Source organism: Winslowiella arboricola, assembly GCF_025527015.1.
Classification (GTDB): Bacteria; Pseudomonadota; Gammaproteobacteria; order Enterobacterales; family Enterobacteriaceae; genus Erwinia; species Erwinia arboricola.
On the sequence record NZ_JAODIM010000041.1, the window covers coordinates 13309 to 33315 of the forward strand.

Annotated in this window: 13 protein-coding genes; 6 read left to right on the forward strand and 7 right to left on the reverse strand. The window is 53.6% G+C overall.

Going from position 1 to position 20007, the window contains the following annotated elements; genetic code table 11:
- The first annotated feature begins 305 nt into the window (after positions 1 to 305).
- The 3 genes from N5923_RS11900 (at position 306) to mgtA (ending at position 5877) form a co-directional block, all read left to right on the forward strand.
- Positions 306 to 2351, forward strand: a complete 2046-nt coding sequence (locus tag N5923_RS11900; protein WP_267140894.1) for a hypothetical protein — start codon at positions 306 to 308, stop codon at positions 2349 to 2351.
- 14 nt (positions 2352 to 2365) lie between these two features.
- Entirely contained in the window at positions 2366 to 2662 is a 297-nt protein-coding gene (locus N5923_RS11905) for a hypothetical protein (protein ID WP_267140895.1), read from the forward strand.
- A gap of 518 nt (positions 2663 to 3180) precedes the next feature.
- Positions 3181 to 5877: a magnesium-translocating P-type ATPase gene (gene mgtA / locus N5923_RS11910; RefSeq protein ID WP_267140896.1), complete on the forward strand. Its 2697-nt coding sequence runs from the start codon at positions 3181 to 3183 to the stop codon at positions 5875 to 5877.
- Between the two features lie 68 nt (positions 5878 to 5945).
- Here the strand turns inward: mgtA and lpdA are convergent, their stop codons facing one another.
- From lpdA to pdhR, 4 genes are all read right to left on the reverse strand, one after another.
- The gene (gene lpdA, locus N5923_RS11915) at positions 5946 to 7370 is read right to left on the reverse strand and encodes a dihydrolipoyl dehydrogenase (RefSeq protein ID WP_267140897.1); all 1425 of its coding nucleotides are present in this window, start codon (positions 7368 to 7370) and stop codon (positions 5946 to 5948) included.
- Positions 7371 to 7556: 186 nt separating this feature from the next.
- Positions 7557 to 9167 carry a dihydrolipoyllysine-residue acetyltransferase gene (aceF, locus tag N5923_RS11920; RefSeq protein ID WP_267140898.1) on the reverse strand — a complete coding sequence of 537 codons (1611 nt, stop codon included), beginning with the start codon at positions 9165 to 9167 and terminating at the stop codon, positions 7557 to 7559.
- 13 nt (positions 9168 to 9180) lie between these two features.
- On the reverse strand, positions 9181 to 11844 hold the full coding sequence (gene aceE, locus N5923_RS11925; RefSeq protein WP_267140899.1) for a pyruvate dehydrogenase (acetyl-transferring), homodimeric type: 2664 nt from the start codon (positions 11842 to 11844) through the stop codon (positions 9181 to 9183).
- A gap of 182 nt (positions 11845 to 12026) precedes the next feature.
- Complete coding sequence (gene pdhR / locus N5923_RS11930; RefSeq protein ID WP_267140900.1) at positions 12027 to 12791, reverse strand: pyruvate dehydrogenase complex transcriptional repressor PdhR; 765 nt, start codon at positions 12789 to 12791, stop codon at positions 12027 to 12029.
- A 526-nt stretch (positions 12792 to 13317) separates the two neighbouring features.
- On the opposite strand from pdhR, the gene aroP reads away from it, so the two are divergent.
- From aroP to N5923_RS11945, 3 genes are all read left to right on the forward strand, one after another.
- On the forward strand, positions 13318 to 14673 hold the full coding sequence (aroP, locus tag N5923_RS11935; protein ID WP_267140901.1) for an aromatic amino acid transporter AroP: 1356 nt from the start codon (positions 13318 to 13320) through the stop codon (positions 14671 to 14673).
- Positions 14674 to 14887: 214 nt separating this feature from the next.
- A complete protein-coding gene (locus N5923_RS11940; protein ID WP_267140902.1) occupies positions 14888 to 16300 on the forward strand; it encodes a glycoside-pentoside-hexuronide (GPH):cation symporter in 1413 nt (470 codons plus the stop codon).
- Positions 16300 to 17250: a glycoside hydrolase family 43 protein gene (locus N5923_RS11945; RefSeq protein ID WP_267140903.1), complete on the forward strand. Its 951-nt coding sequence runs from the start codon at positions 16300 to 16302 to the stop codon at positions 17248 to 17250. The genes N5923_RS11940 and N5923_RS11945 overlap by 1 nt, the downstream gene beginning before the upstream one ends.
- Here the strand turns inward: N5923_RS11945 and ampE are convergent, their stop codons facing one another.
- Genes ampE through N5923_RS11960 form a run of 3 tightly spaced genes read right to left on the reverse strand, consistent with a single transcriptional unit; the run spans position 17251 to position 19939 of the window.
- Positions 17251 to 18105: a beta-lactamase regulator AmpE gene (ampE, locus tag N5923_RS11950; protein WP_267140904.1), complete on the reverse strand. Its 855-nt coding sequence runs from the start codon at positions 18103 to 18105 to the stop codon at positions 17251 to 17253.
- Positions 18102 to 18677, reverse strand: coding sequence for a 1,6-anhydro-N-acetylmuramyl-L-alanine amidase AmpD (gene ampD, locus N5923_RS11955; protein ID WP_267140913.1), 576 nt, complete (start codon positions 18675 to 18677; stop codon positions 18102 to 18104). The genes ampE and ampD overlap by 4 nt, the downstream gene beginning before the upstream one ends.
- A gap of 59 nt (positions 18678 to 18736) precedes the next feature.
- Positions 18737 to 19939, reverse strand: coding sequence for an amino acid deaminase (locus tag N5923_RS11960; protein WP_267140905.1), 1203 nt, complete (start codon positions 19937 to 19939; stop codon positions 18737 to 18739).
- Positions 19940 to 20007 lie beyond the last annotated feature (68 nt).

Genomic DNA, 20007 nt, shown 5'->3' on the forward strand with positions numbered 1-20007 from the left:
AAGGTGCCCGGTTTCGCGGGTGCCAGCATATCAGGAATTAGTTTGCTTGTTAATCTGTTTACAAAAAAGCAACATTATTCGGCGGGTTGCAACATTCACCGGATAAACCTGCTGAATGCGGGCCACAGCCGGGCAAAATGCCATTTTTCACGGTCAGAACGACGGCATTTCATTACCAATTTCACCTTACCATCAAAAATCGCTCACTTTTGCTGATGTTTCCGCTGCTTTACCGATAGCTGTTTACACTTTGCACTCAGAACTATCTTACTTGATTGTGTAACAACTGGCAGGGAGCCATTGCGATGAATAATAACCAAATCACCCGGAATCCTGATATCTGGAGTATCGCGTCAAGCACTTATATCCCACGTTCTGCCGCTGATATAGCGCAGCGGCATCTACCATCACAGGTGAGTCAAAGTTCGTTAAATATGACGCGGTGGTTTACGCCGCCACCTTCGCCACGCAGCCAGGATTTTTCCGTCCCAACACCAGGCGCAGTGACAGCAGCTGGCTATGCGGAGCCAGTGTTGCAAAACAGCGAGCATCGGTCATACGCGGCCTTCCCTTTAGCGGCTGACGCCCGGCCTGAACCGCCCGTTCTGTCAACCATTGAGCAGGAATTGCGGCAACACCCATCGGGACTTGCGCCTCAAACGTGGAATCAAACGCTTCATTTCTATCGCCATATAGGCGCAATAGCCCCGCTGGAGAATAAGCATCTGACGGCGGCGGGTATCGCGCTGAAAGTATGGCACGACTCCTCTGGCTGGAATCCCTATAAACAATTAGCCGGGGAAACGCCCCTTGAATGGGCGCGACGCCTTAGCAATATGAATCATCTTCTGACCGATAGAGACGTCAGCAGGCTGACAGGATGCAACGAAGAAATGGTAAAAACTCAGACAATGGCGAGGGAGCCATTATCTGATGCGGCGCGGCGAGTGATGAATTTTATCCACTCAAAGGCCTCGGGGGAATTAAGTTATCAGCAAGGCGAAGAGTGGCCGGATTGGGTTTCCCGGCTGGCAGAGAATGCATACTATCTTTCAGAAAAGGAGGTCAGAACTCTTACTGGTTTTACGCCAGCGATTGAGCAAGGCTATCCGGCGAATAAACTTTTACAGGACGATCTCCTGTTCAACCCGCGCCCAAAGCGAATTTCCACCACTTCGTTGCCCGCCCCGCGACCGGTGGCAAACCTCCGGGGCGCCATTCAGGTTCTCCAGCAAAAACTTGATCTTGTCCGGCCAGCGAATGATATGCGCGTCGAGCAGTTTCTCAACGGCAATGGCTGGAGTCAGTTGCCTAACGACGCCAAAACCGGCACTGATTATAACAATTCGCTGCTGATCGCCTTGCTACAGCTGGCAACACATGATTACTCACAAAGCTTCCGGCTAAGCGCAAAGGTAAACAAATATCGTCAGCGGCTGGTACAGCGAGGCTGGCTGGGGCATGCACAGGGGTTTCTTGCCGACGGCATTATCGCATTCAAGCCTTCGGGCGCGGCGGCGGCATTCGTGGATATGCTTAATCAGGATTTAATCGCGCGTCAAAGACAGCCATTACGCGTCATCAATTATCGCTTTCTCCCCGGCATATCATCTCAGGATACTCTGGGTTCCTTTGACGACAATGCGCGCGAGGTACATATCCTGAATATTGGTCACCATTTTTCAGCGCTATTACCGCTACCGCGCCTGCCGCCCCCGTGCGATAATTTCCCCGCGGTTGCCGGGCCATCCCGGGCGGCAAATCCCCCCCCTGTGCGACCGCTTAAGCTTACCGCTAAGCCTTCCCGCCCCCCGACAAAGCCCGTTGTTATCACGCTACGCGATCTTTCCGGCGATGGTGAGAAAATGGAAAATTTAATCAACAGCAAAAAAATAAAACTCAATAGCTCATCGATGCCGATTATAAGAATCAGAGAACTGCTGCTCATGGCACGCAAATATGCATTACTGCTAACAGAAACCGATATTATAGCGCTGGTAAGTGTTACTGAAGATGAAATACGCGATTTCCCAAAGAATTTTAGTACCGCGCTTAGTTCTCACGGGCTGGAAATTATACAAATTCTCGACTCAACCGCTCCGGGTCATTATGCCTGGAAAGAGAGTGAAACCAGTTATCAATGGGCAGGCAGGTTAATCCAGCAACAACCGGAACTTACGACAGAAGATTTGATACTGATTACCGGCGGCAATGGTTTCTGGCTGAGAAGGCTTTGGAAGGCACATAAAGCAGGTTTATCGGACAGCGGAAAAAAATTACTGGAAAGGCTAAATTCAGAGGCATGGAGTCCCCATAAGCCCTATGGTAACGACCCCCTTTCAAATGGATAGAACGTCTGGCAGATATGGATGCCGGCCTGAACGGAAACGATTTTTTGCAAATAAGCGTACTAATAAGCGGCCAGACCAGCTCGTTAATTGATACCCATTTAGCGCTGCGAAAACAGCTAACGCCCACGGGGCAAATGACCCGGGATGCGATTAACTCATCGACAGAGGGATATTATGCTTTCCGCCCTGGTGAACCGTGGACAACATGGCATGAACGCCTGCATGACATTCCCGGCATTACACAAAATGATATTAATTGTATAACCGGACTGACGCCGGAAATGCTTCCGAAATATCTGCTACAGCCGTAAATTTCACTGTTCCTGGCCGCAAAGGCGGCCAGTTATTAATGACAATGCGTTGACTGGCGGTTGAGGAAGTGAGATTTACAGCACAAAACGTCGGGAGTATAGTGCCTGTCGTTTAATCACGTGGAGCAACCTTTTTGGACCATTACCGAACCCATTAAGGCAAGCCTGTTGCTTGCCACCCTGGCAAGCAGCGATCGGTTAACTCGTCTGCTTCTCCACTGTTACCCGGACGAGTCATTATGATACTGAAATTTAACCATACCCTTTTTCCTCCGGGCTGATGCCCATCCTGCGATCGGCTGCGCCTGACGCGCGGCTGTCTGTTTCCGATCCTGCTATTCAGGTTATTACCATTGTCAGTTAAGGAGTCCCTATGGACGAGCACCCCAGTACGCAACGTAATCCGCGTTGCAAGGGAGCAGTGAGCTAGTTCCTTTCCCATCTGCAACGCACTCTTTTTTTCACGACACTCTCAATTTGAGAGAGATTGCCGTGCATAGAATCTGGAGTAGCAACAGATGACTCAAATGATCGATACCGCGCAGCAAGCGCGCCGCCAGAGTAAAAACCGCCCCATTAAAGTATGGCCAATTGCCAGTGAGGCCCAGGTGAGCCTCGACAGCACATTTGCCACGCTTAACAGCAGCCCGCAGGGGCTGAACGCCCGCCAGGCGGCAGCGCGTCTGCAACAGTTTGGCCTGAACCAGGTGGCAGAGGAGAAAGCGCCACACGCCTTGATTCAGCTGCTGATGGCTTTTAATAATCCGTTTATTTTCGTACTGATGGGTCTCGCCGGTATCAGTTTTTTCACCGACTACTGGCTGCCGGCGCAGCAGGGTGAAGAGACCGATCTGACTGGCGTAACCATTATGCTGATAATGATTACCCTGAGCGGTGTACTGCGTTTCTGGCAGGAGTTCCGCACCAATCAGGCAGCCGATGCGCTGAAATCGCTGGTGTCCACCCAGGTCACCACCCTGCGCCGCCATGGCAATAGCAGCAAACCACAATGGATCTACGTTAATCAGCAGCAGCTGGTGCCGGGAGATATTGTCTCACTGTCGGCTGGCGATATTATTCCCGCCGATATCAAGTTGATTGAATCACACGACCTGCTGGTCAGCCAGGCGGCGCTGACTGGCGAAGCGTTGCCGGTGGAAAAATATTGTCTGACTGAGCTGACGCCAACGCCGCACAGCATCGGCGAAGGCGCACTGCCCGGCTTAGTTAATATCTGCCTGATGGGTACTAATGTGGTCAGCGGCCACGCCACCGCGGTGGTGGTCGCCACTGGCTCTCAGAGCTGGTTTGGTTCGCTGGCGAAAAATATTATCGGCAAACGCCCACCCACCTCTTTTGACCGTGGCGTCAATAGCGTCAGCTGGTTGCTGATCCGCTTTATGGCCATTATGGTGCCGATCGTGCTGGTGCTGAATGGCATAACCAAAGGCGACTGGCTGGATGCGACCCTGTTTGCCGTTGCGGTTGCGGTTGGTCTGACGCCAGAGATGCTGCCAATGATTGTCAGTACTAATCTGGCCAAAGGCGCAATGGCGATGGCACGGCGTAAAGTGGTGGTCAAACGGCTGAATGCTATTCAGAACTTTGGCGCGATGGATGTGCTTTGTACCGACAAAACCGGCACCCTGACGCAGGATCATATTGCGCTGGAGCACCATCTGGATATTCTCGGCCGCCCCTGCCGTCAGGTACTGGAACTGGCGTGGCTGAACAGTTTTCACCAGAGCGGGCATAAGAATCTGATGGATCGCGCGGTTCTGGCGTTTGCACGCCAGCACGACGACTTACCGCGTACTTTACGTAAAGTCGACGAACTGCCGTTTGATTTCACCCGCCGCCGTCTGTCGGTGTCCCTCAGCGATGATCAGGGGCAGCATCAGTTGATCTGCAAAGGCGCGGTGGAAGAGATGCTGGCAATCACCACCCATCTGCAACACAACGCTGAGGTGGTGGCGATGGATGAGGCATGGCGTACTGAAATACTGCAGCGCGCCGCCGGGTTCAATCAGCAGGGTTATCGGGTGCTGCTGATCGCTACCCGTAAGCTGCATAGCAGCGGCTGGCATCAGCGCCTGACGCCGGATGATGAGCGCGATGTAACCCTGTGCGGCATGCTGACCTTCCTCGATCCGGCCAAAGAGAGTGCAGCGGCAGCGATCCGCGCGCTGCAGGATAATGGCGTGCAGATCAAAGTGCTGACTGGTGATAACCCGCTGATCACCGCCAAAATCTGTCGTGATCTTGATCTTGACCCCGGCGTGCCGCTGCTGGGTGATGAGATTGAGCAGTTAAGCGATAAACAGCTTAAACCGAGGGTGGAGCTGCATACCATTTTTGCCAAACTGACCCCGGCGCAGAAACAGCGGGTGGTGACCCTGTTGCAGGAGAACGGTCATACCGTCGGATTCCTTGGTGACGGCATTAATGATGCTGCGGCGCTGCGGGCGGCGGATGTCGGGATTTCTGTCGACAGCGCGACCGATATCGCCAGACAGTCCGCCGATATTATTCTGCTGGAGAAGAGTCTGATGGTGCTGGAGCAAGGGGTACTGATCGGCCGCCAGACCTTTGGCAATATCATCAAGTATCTGAATATCACCGCCAGTTCAAACTTTGGTAATGTGTTTTCCATTCTGGTGGCCAGCGCCTTTATTCCGTTTTTACCGATGCTGGCGATTCAGCTGCTGTTGCAGAACCTGATTTACGATATCTCGCAGCTGGCGCTACCGTGGGACAAAATGGATAAGGAGTTTGTCCGCCAGCCACGCAAATGGGATGCCAAAAATATCGGGCGTTTTATGCTGTGGATGGGGCCAACCTCCTCAATCTTTGATATCACCACCTTTACGCTGATGTGGCATATTTTTGGCGCCAACAGTGCCGATCATCAGGCGTTGTTCCAGTCCGGCTGGTTTATTGAAGGGCTGTTATCGCAAACGCTGGTGGTGCATATGTTGCGCACTCAGAAGATACCTTTTATTCAGGCGCGCGCGACCTGGCCGATTATGTTAACCACCGCGCTGGTGGTGATTATGGGTATTGGTTTACCGTTCTCACCGATAAATAGCTGGTTTGGTTTGCAGTCGCTGCCAGTAAGTTACTTCCCATGGCTGCTGGCGACCCTGCTGGGTTACTGCCTGTTAAGCCAGGGGATGAAACAGCTCTATATACGCAAATTTGGACAGTGGTTTTAATTTACCAGATTTAAAAAAACGGCTCCTGAACTCAGGAGCCGTTTTTATCCAACCTGAAGTACGAAAACTTATTTCTTTTTCGCTTTCGGGTTTGGCAGGTCAGTAATACTACCTTCAAAGATCTCAGCCGCCAGGCCAACAGATTCATGCAGCGTTGGGTGCGCATGAATGGTCAGGGCGATATCTTCAGCATCACACCCCATCTCAATCGCCAGACCGATCTCACCCAGCAGCTCGCCGCCGTTAGTGCCGACAATCGCGCCACCGATAATACGATGCGTCTCTTTGTCGAAAATCAGTTTGGTAATACCGTCTGCACAATCGGAAGCGATGGCGCGACCAGAAGCTGCCCACGGGAAAGTGGAAACTTCATAGCTGATGCCTTTCTCTTTCGCTTCTTTCTCAGTCAGACCAACCCAGGCAACTTCTGGCTCAGTGTAAGCGATGGAAGGAATCACTTTCGGATCGAAGTAGTGCTTCTTACCGGAGATCACTTCTGCCGCTACGTGGCCTTCGTGCACGCCTTTATGCGCCAGCATTGGCTGACCGACAATATCGCCGATCGCATAGATATGCGGCACATTGGTGCGCATCTGCTTATCGGTACGGATAAAGCCGCGCTCATCCACTTCCACGCCCGCCTGACCCGCATCCAGTAGCTTACCGTTTGGTACGCGACCGATTGCCACCAGCACCGCATCATAACGCTGTGGTTCTGCCGGCGCTTTTTTGCCTTCCATCGTGACATAGATACCGTCTTCTTTGGCTTCTACCGCTGTCACTTTGGTTTCCAGCATCAGGTTAAACTGCTTGCTGATACGCTTGGTAAAGACTTTAACCACGTCTTTATCCGCTGCCGGAATGACCTGGTCAAACATTTCAACCACATCAATCTGTGAACCCAGCGCGTGATAGACGGTCGCCATTTCCAGACCGATAATCCCGCCGCCCATCACCAGCAGACGCTCAGGAACTTCTTTCAGCTCCAGTGCATCGGTTGAGTCCCAGACGCGTGGATCTTCATGTGGAATAAATGGCAGTTCGATCGGACGTGAGCCAGCAGCAATAATCGCATTGTCGAAGTTAATGGTAGTGGCGCCATTTTCACCTTCAACCACCAGCGTATTAGCACCGGTAAATTTACCCAGACCAGTGACCACTTTAACTTTGCGGCCCTTCGCCATACCTGACAGACCACCGGTCAGTTGAGTGATGACTTTCTCTTTCCAGGAACGAATCTTGTCGATATCAGTGGTAGGTTTACCAAATACGATACCGTGTTCTTCCAGCGCTTTGGCTTCTTCAATCACTTTCGCGACGTGCAGCAACGCTTTCGAAGGGATACAACCGACGTTCAGACAAACACCACCAAGGGTGCTGAAACGCTCAACGATGACGGTCTCCAGACCTAAATCAGCGCAACGGAAGGCTGCAGAGTAGCCTGCAGGGCCAGCCCCAAGTACCACGACCTGAGTTTTAATCTCTGTACTCATCATGACCTCTTTGATTGGCGTTCCGGCGGGTCAGACTTTCTGGTTATTGCCCTTGTTCCACCGGGACATATTCATCGCAAGAGTTTACAGAATTGTTAACAGACTGCAAACCGCTTGGTTTCCTTAGATGTTAACTTCTCAATCCAGGAGCCTGTAATAAGGCCGGCAAAATGCCGGCCTCTTAACTTACATCACCAGACGGCGAATATCTGCCATGATGGTGCCGATGTAAGCGGCAAAACGCGCACCCGCCGCGCCATCGATAACCCGATGGTCGAAGGAGAGTGACAGAGGCAGCATCAGGCGCGGTACGAACTCTTTACCGTTCCAGACAGGTTTCATCGATGATTTAGACACACCGAGGATCGCCACTTCCGGCGCGTTGACGATTGGGGTAAATGCCGTACCGCCAATGCCGCCAAGGCTGGAAATGGTGAAGCAACCGCCCTGCATATCAGAAGACGTCAGCTTGCCGTCACGCGCTTTCTTCGAGATCACCGCCAGTTCCTGCGACAGCTCAACAATACCTTTCTTGTTGACGTCACGGAACACCGGAACCACCAGACCATTTGGCGTATCAACCGCCACACCGATATTGATATATTTCTTCAACGTCAGTTTCTGGCCATCTTCCGACAGTGAGCTGTTGAAACGTGGGAACTCTTCCAGCGCTTTGGCAGCCGCTTTCATCAGGAACACCAGTGGGGTGATCTTCAGATCCAGTTTCTTCTTCGCCGCTTCGTCATTCTGCTGCTTACGGAAGTTTTCCACTTCGGTAATATCCGCTTCGTCGTGTTGGGTAACGTGCGGGATAACGATCCAGTTACGGCTCAGGTTGGCGCCAGAAATTTTCTGGATGCGGCCCAGTTCGACTTCTTCGATTTCACCGAATTTGCTGAAATCAACTTTCGGCCACGGCAGCATGCCCGGGATACCGCCACCCGCTGCAGCAGGTGCAGACTCGGCGCGTTTCACGGCATCTTTCACGTAAGACTGAACGTCTTCTTTCAGGATACGGCTCTTACGGCCAGTGCCTTTGACTTTCGCCAGGTTAACACCGAACTCACGCGCCAGACGACGGATAACCGGCGTGGCGTGCACGTAAGCGTCGTTCTCCGCAAAATCGCTTTTCGCTTCAGCAGCAGCGGCGGGTTTAGCGTCTTCTTTCTTCGCTGGCGCCGGAGCCGCTTCTGCTTTTTTCTCAGCCGCTGGCGCTTCTGCCGCAGCCGGAGCCGCAGCGCCGGAACCGGCGGTCTCGAACACCATAATCAGCGAGCCGGTGCTGACTTTATCGCCAGTAGCGATTTTGATCTCTTTGATCGTACCGGCGAATGGCGCAGGCACTTCCATGGACGCTTTGTCGCCTTCCACGGTGATCAGTGACTGCTCAGCTTCAACGCTGTCACCCACTTTTACCAGGATTTCGGTGACTTCAACTTCGTCAGAACCGATATCCGGCACGGCAACTTCTTTGCTTTCGCTGGCTGCCGGTGCGGCCGCAGCAGCTGGCGCCGCTGCTTCTTTTTTCTCTTCTGCCGGAGCAGGCGCAGCTTCTGCTGCACCGTCGGCGGATTCGAAAATCATAATCAGTTTACCGGTTTCCACTTTGTCACCGGTGGCCACTCTGATCTCTTTCACTACGCCAGCTTCTGGCGAAGGGACTTCCATCGAGGCCTTGTCACCTTCCACGGTGATCAGCGACTGTTCAACTTCAACTTTATCGCCAACTTTCACCATAATCTCGGTGACTTCAACTTCGTCTGCACCGATATCCGGTACCTTGATTTCGATAGCCATTAAACTTTACCTCTTATGCCAGACGCGGGTTGACTTTATCAGCATCGATATTGAATTTCGCAATGGCATCCACCACGACTTTCTTCTCGATTTCGCCGCGTTTGGCCAGTTCGCCCAGTGCTGCAACAACAACGTAAGACGCATCCACTTCGAAGTGGTGACGCAGATTTTCGCGGCTGTCAGAACGGCCAAAGCCGTCGGTGCCCAGCACGCGGTAATCGCTTGACGGTACATAGCTGCGAACCTGCTCAGCGAACAGTTTCATATAGTCGGTTGACGCTACGGCCGGTGCTTCGCTCATCACCTGAGCAATGTACGGTACGCGCGCTTCTTCAGCCGGGTGCAGCATGTTCCAGCGCTCACAATCCTGACCATCACGCGCCAGCTCGGTAAATGAAGTCACGCTGTAAACGTCAGAACCGACGCCGTAATCTTTCGCCAGAATCTGCGCTGCTTCACGAACGTGACGCAGGATAGAGCCTGAACCCAGCAGCTGAACTTTACCTTTGCTGCCTTCTACCGTTTCCAGCTTGTAGATACCCTTACGGATACCCTCTTCCGCACCCTGCGGCATCGCAGGCATATGGTAGTTTTCGTTCAGCGTGGTGATGTAGTAGTAGACGTTTTCTTGTGCTTCACCGTACATACGCACCAGACCGTCATGCATAATGACCGCCACTTCATAGGCGTAAGCCGGATCGTAAGAGATACAGTTAGGGATAGTCAGTGACTGAATATGGCTGTGGCCATCTTCGTGCTGCAGACCTTCACCGTTCAGGGTGGTACGACCGGACGTGCCGCCAACCAGGAAGCCGCGCGCCTGCTGATCGCCGGCCGCCCAGCACAGATCACCGATACGCTGGAAACCGAACATCGAATAGTAGATGTAGAACGGAATCATCGGCAGATTGTTGGTGCTGTAAGAGGTTGCCGCCGCCAGCCAGGATGCGCCTGCGCCCAGTTCGTTAATACCTTCCTGCAGGATCTGACCTTTTTCGTCTTCTTTGTAGTAAGCAACCTGCTCACGGTCCTGCGGGGTGTATTGCTGGCCGTTCGGGCTGTAAATACCGATCTGACGGAACAGACCTTCCATACCGAAAGTACGCGCTTCATCGGCGATGATTGGCACCAGACGATCTTTGATCGACTGATTCTTCAGCATCACGTTCAGCACACGCACAAAGGCGATAGTGGTGGAGATCTCTTTGTTCTGCTCTTCCAGCAGTGACTGGAAATCAGACAGCGCGGGCATTTCCAGCTTCTCGCTAAACTTCGCCTGGCGGGTTGGCAGATAGCCACCCAGTTTCTGACGCTGGGCGTGCAGATAGGTGTGCTCTTCTGAACCTTCGGCAAAGGTCACGTATGGCAGTTTTTCGAGCTCTGCATCTTCAACCGGTACGTTGAAACGATCACGGATATAGCGCACGCCATCCATGTTCACTTTCTTCACCTGGTGAGCAATGTTTTTACCTTCTGCGGAGTCGCCCATACCATAACCTTTAATGGTATGCGCCAGAATCACCACCGGTTTGCCTTTGGTGTCCTGCGCTTTTTTCAGCGCCGCATAGACTTTCTTCGGATCGTGGCCGCCACGGTTCAGCGCCCAAATCTCGTCGTCGCTCATATCTTTAACCAGCTCAGCGGTTTCCGGATATTTGCCGAAGAAGTGTTCACGCACATACGCGCCGTTACGTGATTTAAAGGTCTGATAGTCGCCGTCAACGGTTTCGTTCATCAGCTGGATCAGTTTACCGCTGGTATCTTTACGCAGCAGTTCATCCCAACGACCGCCCCAGATAACTTTGATCACTTCCCAACCGGCGCCGGCAAAAATGCCTTCCAGTTCGTTGATAATCTTGCCGTTACCGGTGACCGGGCCGTCCAGACGTTGCAGGTTACAGTTGATGATAAAGCACAGGTTGTCGAGCTTCTCACGGGTCGCGATAGTGATCGCGCCTTTTGATTCTGGCTCATCCATTTCGCCGTCGCCGAGGAAGGCGTAAACGGTCTGCGCGGCGGTCTCTTTCAGACCACGGTGCTCAAGATACTTGAGGAATTTCGCCTGGTAGATCGCGCCTAACGGGCCAAGACCCATCGATACGGTCGGGAACTGCCAGAAATCAGGCATCAGTTTTGGATGCGGGTAAGAAGAGAGACCCTTACCATCCACTTCCTGACGGAAGTTGTTCATCTGATCTTCAGTCAGACGGCCTTCAAGGAAGGCACGGGCGTAAACGCCTGGGGAGATATGACCCTGGAAGTAAACCAGATCGCCGCCATCTTTGTCGTTACGCGCACGGAAGAAGTGGTTAAAACACACTTCATAGATGGTGGCGGAAGACTGGAAGGAGGACATATGACCGCCCAGATCCAGATCTTTCTTCGATGCACGCAGAACCGTCATGATTGCGTTCCAGCGGATCGCGGAACGGATACGACGCTCCAGAGAGGCGTTGCCCGGGTATTCCGGCTCGTCTTCGGTGGCAATGGAGTTGATGTACTGGCTTGCACCGGTACCCGCAGCCACTTTAACGCCACCTTTACGTGCTTCGCTTAATACCTGATCAATCAGATACTGCGCGCGCTCAACACCTTCTTCACGGATGACCGATTCGATCGCCTGTAGCCAGTCGCGAGTTTCAATCGGATCCACGTCATTGTGTAAACGTTCTGACATGGGGGGTATTCCTTATCTGTGTCTAATACGTTGAATTGTCTGGAGCCTGTCTCGTTGCACTCTGCCTGCTGATGGAGCGCAAGGAGACAGGCTCGTCGTTTATCCCTTTCATCCTTCAGGCTGCCGCTGACTTAGCTGCAACGCGAATGGTGTCGGGTATATAGCCGCGTTTTCTCGACGCGTTATTCCTTACGTTGCTGTAAACGTCGTAAGGAGCGCTCTCTACGACTCTGCTCCCGACTTCTGTCCAGCAATATTTCCTCGATAAACGCCAGATGGCGGTGTGACGCTTCACGGGCCTGTTCCGGCTCGCGTGCCACAATCGCCGCAAAGATGCTGGCGCGGTGACCGCTCACTTTCGCCAACATTTCCCGGCGTGAGTAGAGCAATTCAAAGTTCTGCCGTACGTTCTGCTCCAGCATTGGTCCCATACAGCGCAACAGATGCAACAGCACCACATTGTGCGCCGCTTCGGTGACAGCAATCTGATACTGCATAACCGCATCGGCTTCGGCGTCTAAATCGCCGCTATCCTGTGCCAGCTGAATAACCTGATGACATTCGCGAATGCGATGCAAATCTTCGTCTGTGCCGCGTAACGCCGCGTAGTAGGCAGCAATGCCTTCCAGTGCATGACGGGTTTCCAGCAGATCGAACTGAGATTCAGGATGTTCGGCAAGCAGTTCTACGAGCGGGTCGCTCAGGCTTTGCCACAGGCTTTGTTGTACGAATGTGCCACCGCCCTGACGGCGCAGCAGCAGGCCTTTTGCTTCCAGACGCTGGATAGCTTCACGTAGAGAGGGGCGGGAAACATCAAACTGTTTGGCGAGCTCGCGCTCTGGCAGCAGCTTCTCGCCCGGACGCAGGGTCCCTTCCATAATCAGAGACTCGAGCTGTTGCTCGATTGCATCGGATAGCTTTGGTTGGCGAATCTTACTGTAGGCCATCTTCCCTTCTTCTGCCATTTGTCCGGAGTAAATTGGTAATACCAATTGCAAAAAGGTGACCGTAAAGTAACAAAGTATTCACCTTGTGTCTATATGGCATAAGCCCGAAACCGGGGCTGGCTCACGTTGTAAAGATACTGATTAGCCACCGGAAAGCGTACCAAACGCGGGCGACAGAATTGTTAATAACGCTAACTTTTACGAAACCTTACACGGGGTTAGTGGGGTTTCTGGCGCTTACCCATAAGGCAAAACTATTCGTCTTTCGGGCCAATCTATGCCAGAAGAGGGAAGTTGCGCGGCAGATGTAAGTGACTAATTTTTCGCCACTTCGCCGCACGAAAAGAGAAAGCATGTGCAAAGGCCAGCGCTTACCACTATTCTTGTCGCGGAGAAAGCATCACGCCGGTTTTTGTGATGCTGTTACTGTAAAATAATCAATACGTTATCTGTCATATTTTGCTTACAACGGCTCACGCAGCGGCGCAAAAAATGCCAATAAAAATAACGACATCACGAGGTTTATATGGAACAACAACAAGGCGATGCGCTGAAGCGGGGATTAAAAAATCGCCATATCCAGCTTATTGCATTGGGTGGCGCTGTCGGTACCGGCTTGTTTCTGGGGATCGCGCAAACGATCAAAATGGCCGGTCCATCCGTACTGCTGGGTTACGCTATTGGCGGCTTTATTGCCTTTATGATTATGCGTCAGCTGGGTGAGATGGTGGTGGAAGAGCCGGTAGCCGGTTCCTTTAGCCACTTCGCTTACAAATACTGGGGTGACTTTGCCGGCTTTGCTTCCGGCTGGAACTACTGGGTACTGTATGTGCTGGTGGCGATGGCTGAGCTGTCCGCGGTCGGGATTTATGTCCAGTACTGGTGGCCGGAGATCCCCACCTGGGTTTCTGCCGCCGTGTTCTTCTTAGTGATCAACGCCATTAACCTCTCCAACGTCAAAGTGTATGGCGAAATGGAGTTCTGGTTCGCCATCATTAAAGTGGTGGCAGTGGTCGGGATGATCGTTTTCGGTGGCTGGTTGCTGTTCAGCGGCACTGCCGGACCGGAAGCGAAGGTCAGCAATATCTGGGATATTGGCGGCTTCTTCCCGAACGGCGTCACCGGGCTGGTGATGGCGATGGCGGTGATTATGTTCTCCTTTGGTGGCCTGGAACTGATCGGTATTACCGCGGCCGAAGCAGATGATCCGGAAAAAAGCATTCCAAAAGCGACCAATCAGGTGCTGTATCGTATTCTGATTTTCTATATTGGTTCGCTGGCCGTGCTGCTTTCGCTCTATCCATGGACCAAAGTGGTCGCAGGCGGCAGCCCGTTTGTGATGATTTTCCACGATCTCGGCGACAGCCTGGTGGCGAATGCATTAAACGTGGTGATTCTGACCGCTGCATTGTCGGTGTATAACAGCTGCGTTTACAGCAACAGCCGGATGCTCTACGGCCTGGCGAAACAGGGCAACGGCCCGAAAGCGCTGCTGAAGGTAGATGCGCGTGGTGTGCCGGTAATCGCGATTGGCGTCTCCGCACTGGCCACCGCCATCTGCGTGCTGGTTAACTATCTGATGCCTGGTGAAGCGTTCGGCATTCTGATGGCGCTGGTGGTTTCTGCGCTGGTGATCAACTGGGCAATGATTAGCCTTGCTCACCTGAAATTCCGTCGTAAGAAAGATCAGCAGGGTGTGACCACGCGCTTTAAAGCGCTGTTCTATCCGATCGGTAACTGGATCTGCCTGGTGTTCCTCGCCGGTATTCTGGTGATTATGGCGATGACACCAGGTATGGCGATCTCGGTATGGCTGATCCCGGTATGGGTGCTGATCCTTGCTATCGGCTACTTGATTAAGAGCAAAGCGCAGAAGGCGTAATATTGTCGGCGGGCGGCGATAACGCCGCTCCTACATGAAGCCTGTCGTAAGGGCGGCGTTATCGCCGCCCGTTTTAATGATCTCCCTCACACTTTTCCCTGCTCAGTTATTTTGTCCATCTGTGCGACGCTTTCCTGCTGCGCAGGCGCAGACATAAACATCAATAATGTTTCCCACAACACAGGATGACCATCCAGGGGCGGGAGAACAGACAATGAAGGCAACAGCGCTTTCGGTTAAAGAAAAAATTGGCTACGGCATGGGTGATGCGGGTTGCAATATGATCGGCGGCGCCATCATGTTGTTCCTCAGTTACTTTTACACCGATGTGTTTGGCCTGGCGCCAGCGATGGTCGGCATCCTGCTGCTGTCGGTGCGGGTGCTGGATGCGGTTACCGACCCGATTATGGGAGCGATTGCCGACCGCACGCGCAGCCGCTGGGGGCGTTTTCGTCCGTGGCTGTTATGGGTTTCGGTACCTTATGTGCTGTTTAGCGTACTGATGTTTACCACCCCCGAGTGGAGTTATCAGAGCAAGGTGATCTATGCCTTTGTCACCTACTTCCTGATGTCACTGGCCTATACCGCGATTAATATTCCTTACTGTTCACTCGGCGGGGTGATTACCAATGATCCTGGCGAACGCGTCTCCTGTCAGTCTTACCGTTTTGTCATGGTCGGCATCGCCACGCTGATTCTGTCCCTGTCGCTGCTGCCGCTGGCAGAGTGGTTTGGCGGCGCAGACCGGGCGCGCGGCTATCAGATGGCGATGGGCGTTCTGGCGACCATCGGGCTGTTTATGTTTCTGTTCTGCTTTGCCACGGTGCGTGAGCGCATCACTCCGGCGGTGCCGAGTAATGACGATCTGAAAGCTGACCTGAAAGATGTGTGGAAAAACGATCAGTGGGTGCGCATTCTGCTGCTGACCTTCTGCAACGTCTGCCCTGGTTTTATCCGCATGGCTGCCACTATGTACTACGTGACCTGGGTGATGCAGCAGTCGACCAGCTTCGCCACACTGTTTATCAGCCTTGGGGTGGTCGGCATGATGATTGGCAGTACGCTGGCGAAACCGCTGACCGACCGCTGGTGCAAACTGAAAGTGTTTTTCTGGACCAATATCGTGCTGGCGATCTTCTCAACCGGTTTTTACTTCCTCGATCCGCATGCCACGGTATTAATTCTGGTGATGTACTTCCTGCTGAATATCTTCCATCAGATCCCATCGCCGCTGCACTGGTCGCTGATGGCCGATGTCGATGATTACGGCGAATGGAAAACCGGTAAGCGCAGTACCGGCATCAGCTTCTCCGGCAACCTGTTTTTCCTGAAGGTGGGACTGGCGGTAGCCGGGGCGATGGTCGGTTTTCTGCTGTCATGGTACGGCTACGACGCAGGCGCCAGACAGCAAAGCGCCACGGCGATTAACGGTATTATGCTGCTGTTTACCGTGATCCCGGGTATCGGCTATCTGATTACCGCAGGCGTTATTCGTCTGCTAAAAGTTGACCGCCAGCTGATGCAGACCATTCAGATCGATCTGGCTAAACGACGCGAAAACTATCGCGAACTGAGCGACTATCGTGAAGGCAAACCTGTTGATATCAAACCTGAAGGAGTGGCGTAATGCAGAACCAGAGCTGGCCTAACCCATTTATTGAGCAGCGCGCTGACCCCTTTATCCTGCGCCATAAAGATCACTACTACTTTATCGCCTCAGTACCCGAATATGACCGTCTGGAGATCCGCCGCGCCGATACGCTGAACGGACTACGTGAGGCCAGCGCCGTGGTCGTGTGGCGTAAACCGGACAGCGGCCCGATGAGTGAACTGATCTGGGCGCCGGAGCTGCACTATATCGAGGGACGCTGGATGATCTATTTCGCCGCGGCCCCCAGCAGAGCGATTAAAGACGGGCTGTTTCAGCACCGCATGTTCGCGCTGGAGTGTACTGACAGCGATCCCCTCAGCGGCAACTGGCAGCAACGCGGGCAGATCCGTACGCCGATCGACAGCTTTGCGCTGGACGCCACCGTATTTCAGCATCAGGGCAAGAACTGGTATTTATGGGCGCAGAAAGATCCGCTAATCCCCGGCAACTCCAACCTCTATCTGGCCGAGCTGGAAAATCCCTGGACGTTAAAAAACCCGCCAGTAATGCTCAGCCGTCCGCAATATCAGTGGGAGTGCGCCGGTTTCAGCGTTAACGAAGGACCGGCAGCGATCCGTCACGGCAACAAGTTGTTTATCAGCTATTCCGCCAGTGCGACCGATGAAAACTACTGCATGGGATTGTTGTGGATTGATGCCGGGGCGGATCCGCTGCGCCCGGCCAACTGGTCTAAATCGGCGCGTCCGGTGTTTACCACCCACTGGCTGCACCGGCAATATGGCCCGGGACATAACAGCTTTACGACGGCGGAAAATGGCGAGGATGTGCTGGTTTATCATGCGCGTAACTACACGGAAATCGAGGGCGACCCGTTATGGGATCCGAACCGCCACACGCGCATCAAAAGCTTTAGCTGGGATGCTGACGGTATGCCCAACTTTGGCGTACCGCCAGCCGAAGAGTAGTTACACCAGGGTGCCGTAAATCGTCAGTATCGCTACCACCACCACCAGCACTAACGACACTTTTTTCGCCAGAGACACCGCCACGCGCGGTGTTTCAGTTTTATCCAGATGGGGATCGCGTGCCAGCGAGAACTGCGCCAGTTGCGTCAGCACCTGATATTGCGAACTGTGGCGATCGCCAAGCGAAGCAAACCAGGCTGGCAGCGCGCGCTCACCGTGCCCCAGCAGAGCGTAGGCCACCCCGGCCAGACGCACCGGGATCCAGTCCAGCCAGTGTAATACCGCATCAATGCCGGATTGCGAACGCTCCAGTGGCGTATGATGTCGCGCCAGCCAGCTCTGCCAGCCGCGTAAAAAGGCATAACCCACCAGCAGCACCGGCCCCCACGGGCCACCCACCACAAACCAGAACATCGGCGCCAGATAAAAACGGTAGTTAATCCACAGCAAGGCATTCTGCAGTTCACGCAGGTATTCGCGCTCGTCACAATCCACCGGGATACCGTGGATCAGCGTCAGTTCTTCCGCCATCGCATCACGCGCGTTAGCGTCGTTATGGCTGGCCGCCTTCAGATAAGCATGATAATGCAGGCGCACCGAACCGGCGCCGATACAGAGCAGGCCCACCAGAATCCAGAAAATCAGCTGCACCACGCCAAAGAACAGTCCTTTTAGCGACCCGATTACCACCATAACCATCGCCATCGCGATCAGCGTCATCAGTAAAGTACGCAGCAGCGAAAAGCGCCGTTGCCGGCGGAATAACGGTTCCAGTCGGTGATCCAGTTGCCAGTGCTCACCCGATTTAAACAGGCGTTCCCAACCTAACACCAGCAATAAGCTAAACAAGGTCATGCATTGCGCTCCTTCGGAGTGGCGTCCCTCGCCGGGCCTAAGGCGTGGCGAAATTTATCCCAGTCAAATGCCGGTCCGGGATCGGTTTTGCGCACCGGCGCAATATCGCTGTGGCCGGTAATACGCTCCACGGTCAGCGGATAGTGCTGCATTAACAGCTGTGTGACATCCTTCAGCGCCAGATACTGCGCATCGGTATAGGGAAGAATATCCGTACCTTCCAGCTCAATGCCGATCGAAAAATCATTACAGTTTTCGCGGCCCTGCCACAGAGAAACGCCCGCATGCCAGGCGCGCAGATGAAAAGGAACGTATTGCACAATTTCCCCGTCGCGGCGAATCAGGCAGTGGGCCGAGACGCGCAGATGGCTGATTTCAGCAAAAAAGGGATGGGCGCTGGCATCCAGCGTACCGGTAAACAGCGCATCAATATACGGGCCGCCAAACTCGCCAGGCGGCAAGCTGATATTGTGCACCACCAGCAATGACGGCGCTTCATCCACCGGGCGTAAATTAAAATGTGGCGATGGCACCTGCTTCACACCCACTATCCAGCCATCCTGCAACTGCATCCCCTTTCCTCCTGTCATCACCTTTTCTCCAGAGTAGCATGGTTTTTTTTGCTGCGAGTTCAGAAAAAGGTTTCCAGCGTCTCAATCACTTCCAGCTGCTCATCCACCACGCAGAGACGACGCCACTTATCAAAGGTCAGACAGGGATGCGAGGCGCCAAAGGCGATAATATCACCTGGCGTTAATTGATGATTATCGGGAACGTCAATAAAAGCATGCTGATCCATCAGGCGGATCACCTGGTAATGCTCATCAAGCGCCAGTGCATTATGCTGACCTTGCGGATAGACCCGCAGCGGCACCGGCATGCTGTCATGGGCGATATCGCGTTTACCCAGCGCGGCAATTACCCGCCCAGGCTCCGGCACCGACTGCACATAAGCGAACACTTCCATTGCTGGCAGCAAAGCGCTGTGCATTTGCGGATGGCGCACCAGCAGTGCATTCTGTGCCTGCTTATAGATACCGTGATCGTGAACCAGATAACAGCCGGGACGCATCAGGGTAATAAAAGCCTCGCGCGCATCCTCACGGGCAAAAGCGTCGGCAACCAGGTCATACCAGGCTGAACCAGAGGCGGTAATAATTGGCCGTTCAGTGGCAAACTTTCCGGCCGCTTTTAGTGCCAGCGCGGTTTTCACCAGCATGCTGATAAAGGCGGCAACGTCATGCTGTTCATTGTTGCTGGCGATCACCCCTTCATAGCCCTCAATGCCGCTGAGCGCCAGCGAGTGATACCGGGCAATCGCTTCAGTCACCTCATTAATCTGCTGCCCGGTACGGCAACCGCAGCGCCCGTTAACCACGCCCACTTCCAGCATCACATTCAGCGTAAGTCCCTGCTGCCGGAAAAACGCTCCCAGCTGATGCACATTAACCGCGCTGTCGACCAGGCAGTGAAATTCGATATCGCCCGCGCGCAGCAGATCGGCCACCAGCTGCATATCAGGGCGGCCCAACAGCTGATTCGCCAGCAGAATCCGCCGGATACCGTGCTGAGCCGCGACAACGCACTGGGTCGCAGTCGCCAGGGTAATCCCCCAGGCGCCCGCATCAATCTGACGACGGAACAGCGTCGGGGTCATGGTGGTTTTACCGTGCGGCGCCAGCTCAGCGCCATGCGCCGTGGCGTACTGCTGCATCCAGTGCAGATTATGTTGTAACGCCGACTGGTGTAATACCAGAGCAGGCAGGGAGACATCCCGCAGCAACTGTTTGCCGTTTACCGGCTGCCCTTTTTCCCGAATCGATATCACCTGCATGCTGTTCCTTATTCGATTAGTGATTGCTGACACCGATACCTTTACCCGCCCACTGCGTTACGTCAACC

Excerpts from the sequence above, each read along its gene's own strand:
- N5923_RS11900 (WP_267140894.1), top strand. The coding sequence starts at position 306 with ATGAATAATAACCAAATCACCCGGAATCCTGATATCTGGAGTATCGCG.
- N5923_RS11905 (WP_267140895.1), top strand. The coding sequence starts at position 2,366 with ATGGATGCCGGCCTGAACGGAAACGATTTTTTGCAAATAAGCGTACTA.
- mgtA (WP_267140896.1), top strand. The coding sequence starts at position 3,181 with ATGACTCAAATGATCGATACCGCGCAGCAAGCGCGCCGCCAGAGTAAA.
- lpdA (WP_267140897.1), bottom strand. The coding sequence starts at position 7,370 with ATGAGTACAGAGATTAAAACTCAGGTCGTGGTACTTGGGGCTGGCCCT.
- aceF (WP_267140898.1), bottom strand. The coding sequence starts at position 9,167 with ATGGCTATCGAAATCAAGGTACCGGATATCGGTGCAGACGAAGTTGAA.
- aceE (WP_267140899.1), bottom strand. The coding sequence starts at position 11,844 with ATGTCAGAACGTTTACACAATGACGTGGATCCGATTGAAACTCGCGAC.
- pdhR (WP_267140900.1), bottom strand. The coding sequence starts at position 12,791 with ATGGCCTACAGTAAGATTCGCCAACCAAAGCTATCCGATGCAATCGAG.
- aroP (WP_267140901.1), top strand. The coding sequence starts at position 13,318 with ATGGAACAACAACAAGGCGATGCGCTGAAGCGGGGATTAAAAAATCGC.
- N5923_RS11940 (WP_267140902.1), top strand. The coding sequence starts at position 14,888 with ATGAAGGCAACAGCGCTTTCGGTTAAAGAAAAAATTGGCTACGGCATG.
- N5923_RS11945 (WP_267140903.1), top strand. The coding sequence starts at position 16,300 with ATGCAGAACCAGAGCTGGCCTAACCCATTTATTGAGCAGCGCGCTGAC.
- ampE (WP_267140904.1), bottom strand. The coding sequence starts at position 18,105 with ATGACCTTGTTTAGCTTATTGCTGGTGTTAGGTTGGGAACGCCTGTTT.
- ampD (WP_267140913.1), bottom strand. The coding sequence starts at position 18,677 with ATGCAGTTGCAGGATGGCTGGATAGTGGGTGTGAAGCAGGTGCCATCG.
- N5923_RS11960 (WP_267140905.1), bottom strand. The coding sequence starts at position 19,939 with ATGCAGGTGATATCGATTCGGGAAAAAGGGCAGCCGGTAAACGGCAAA.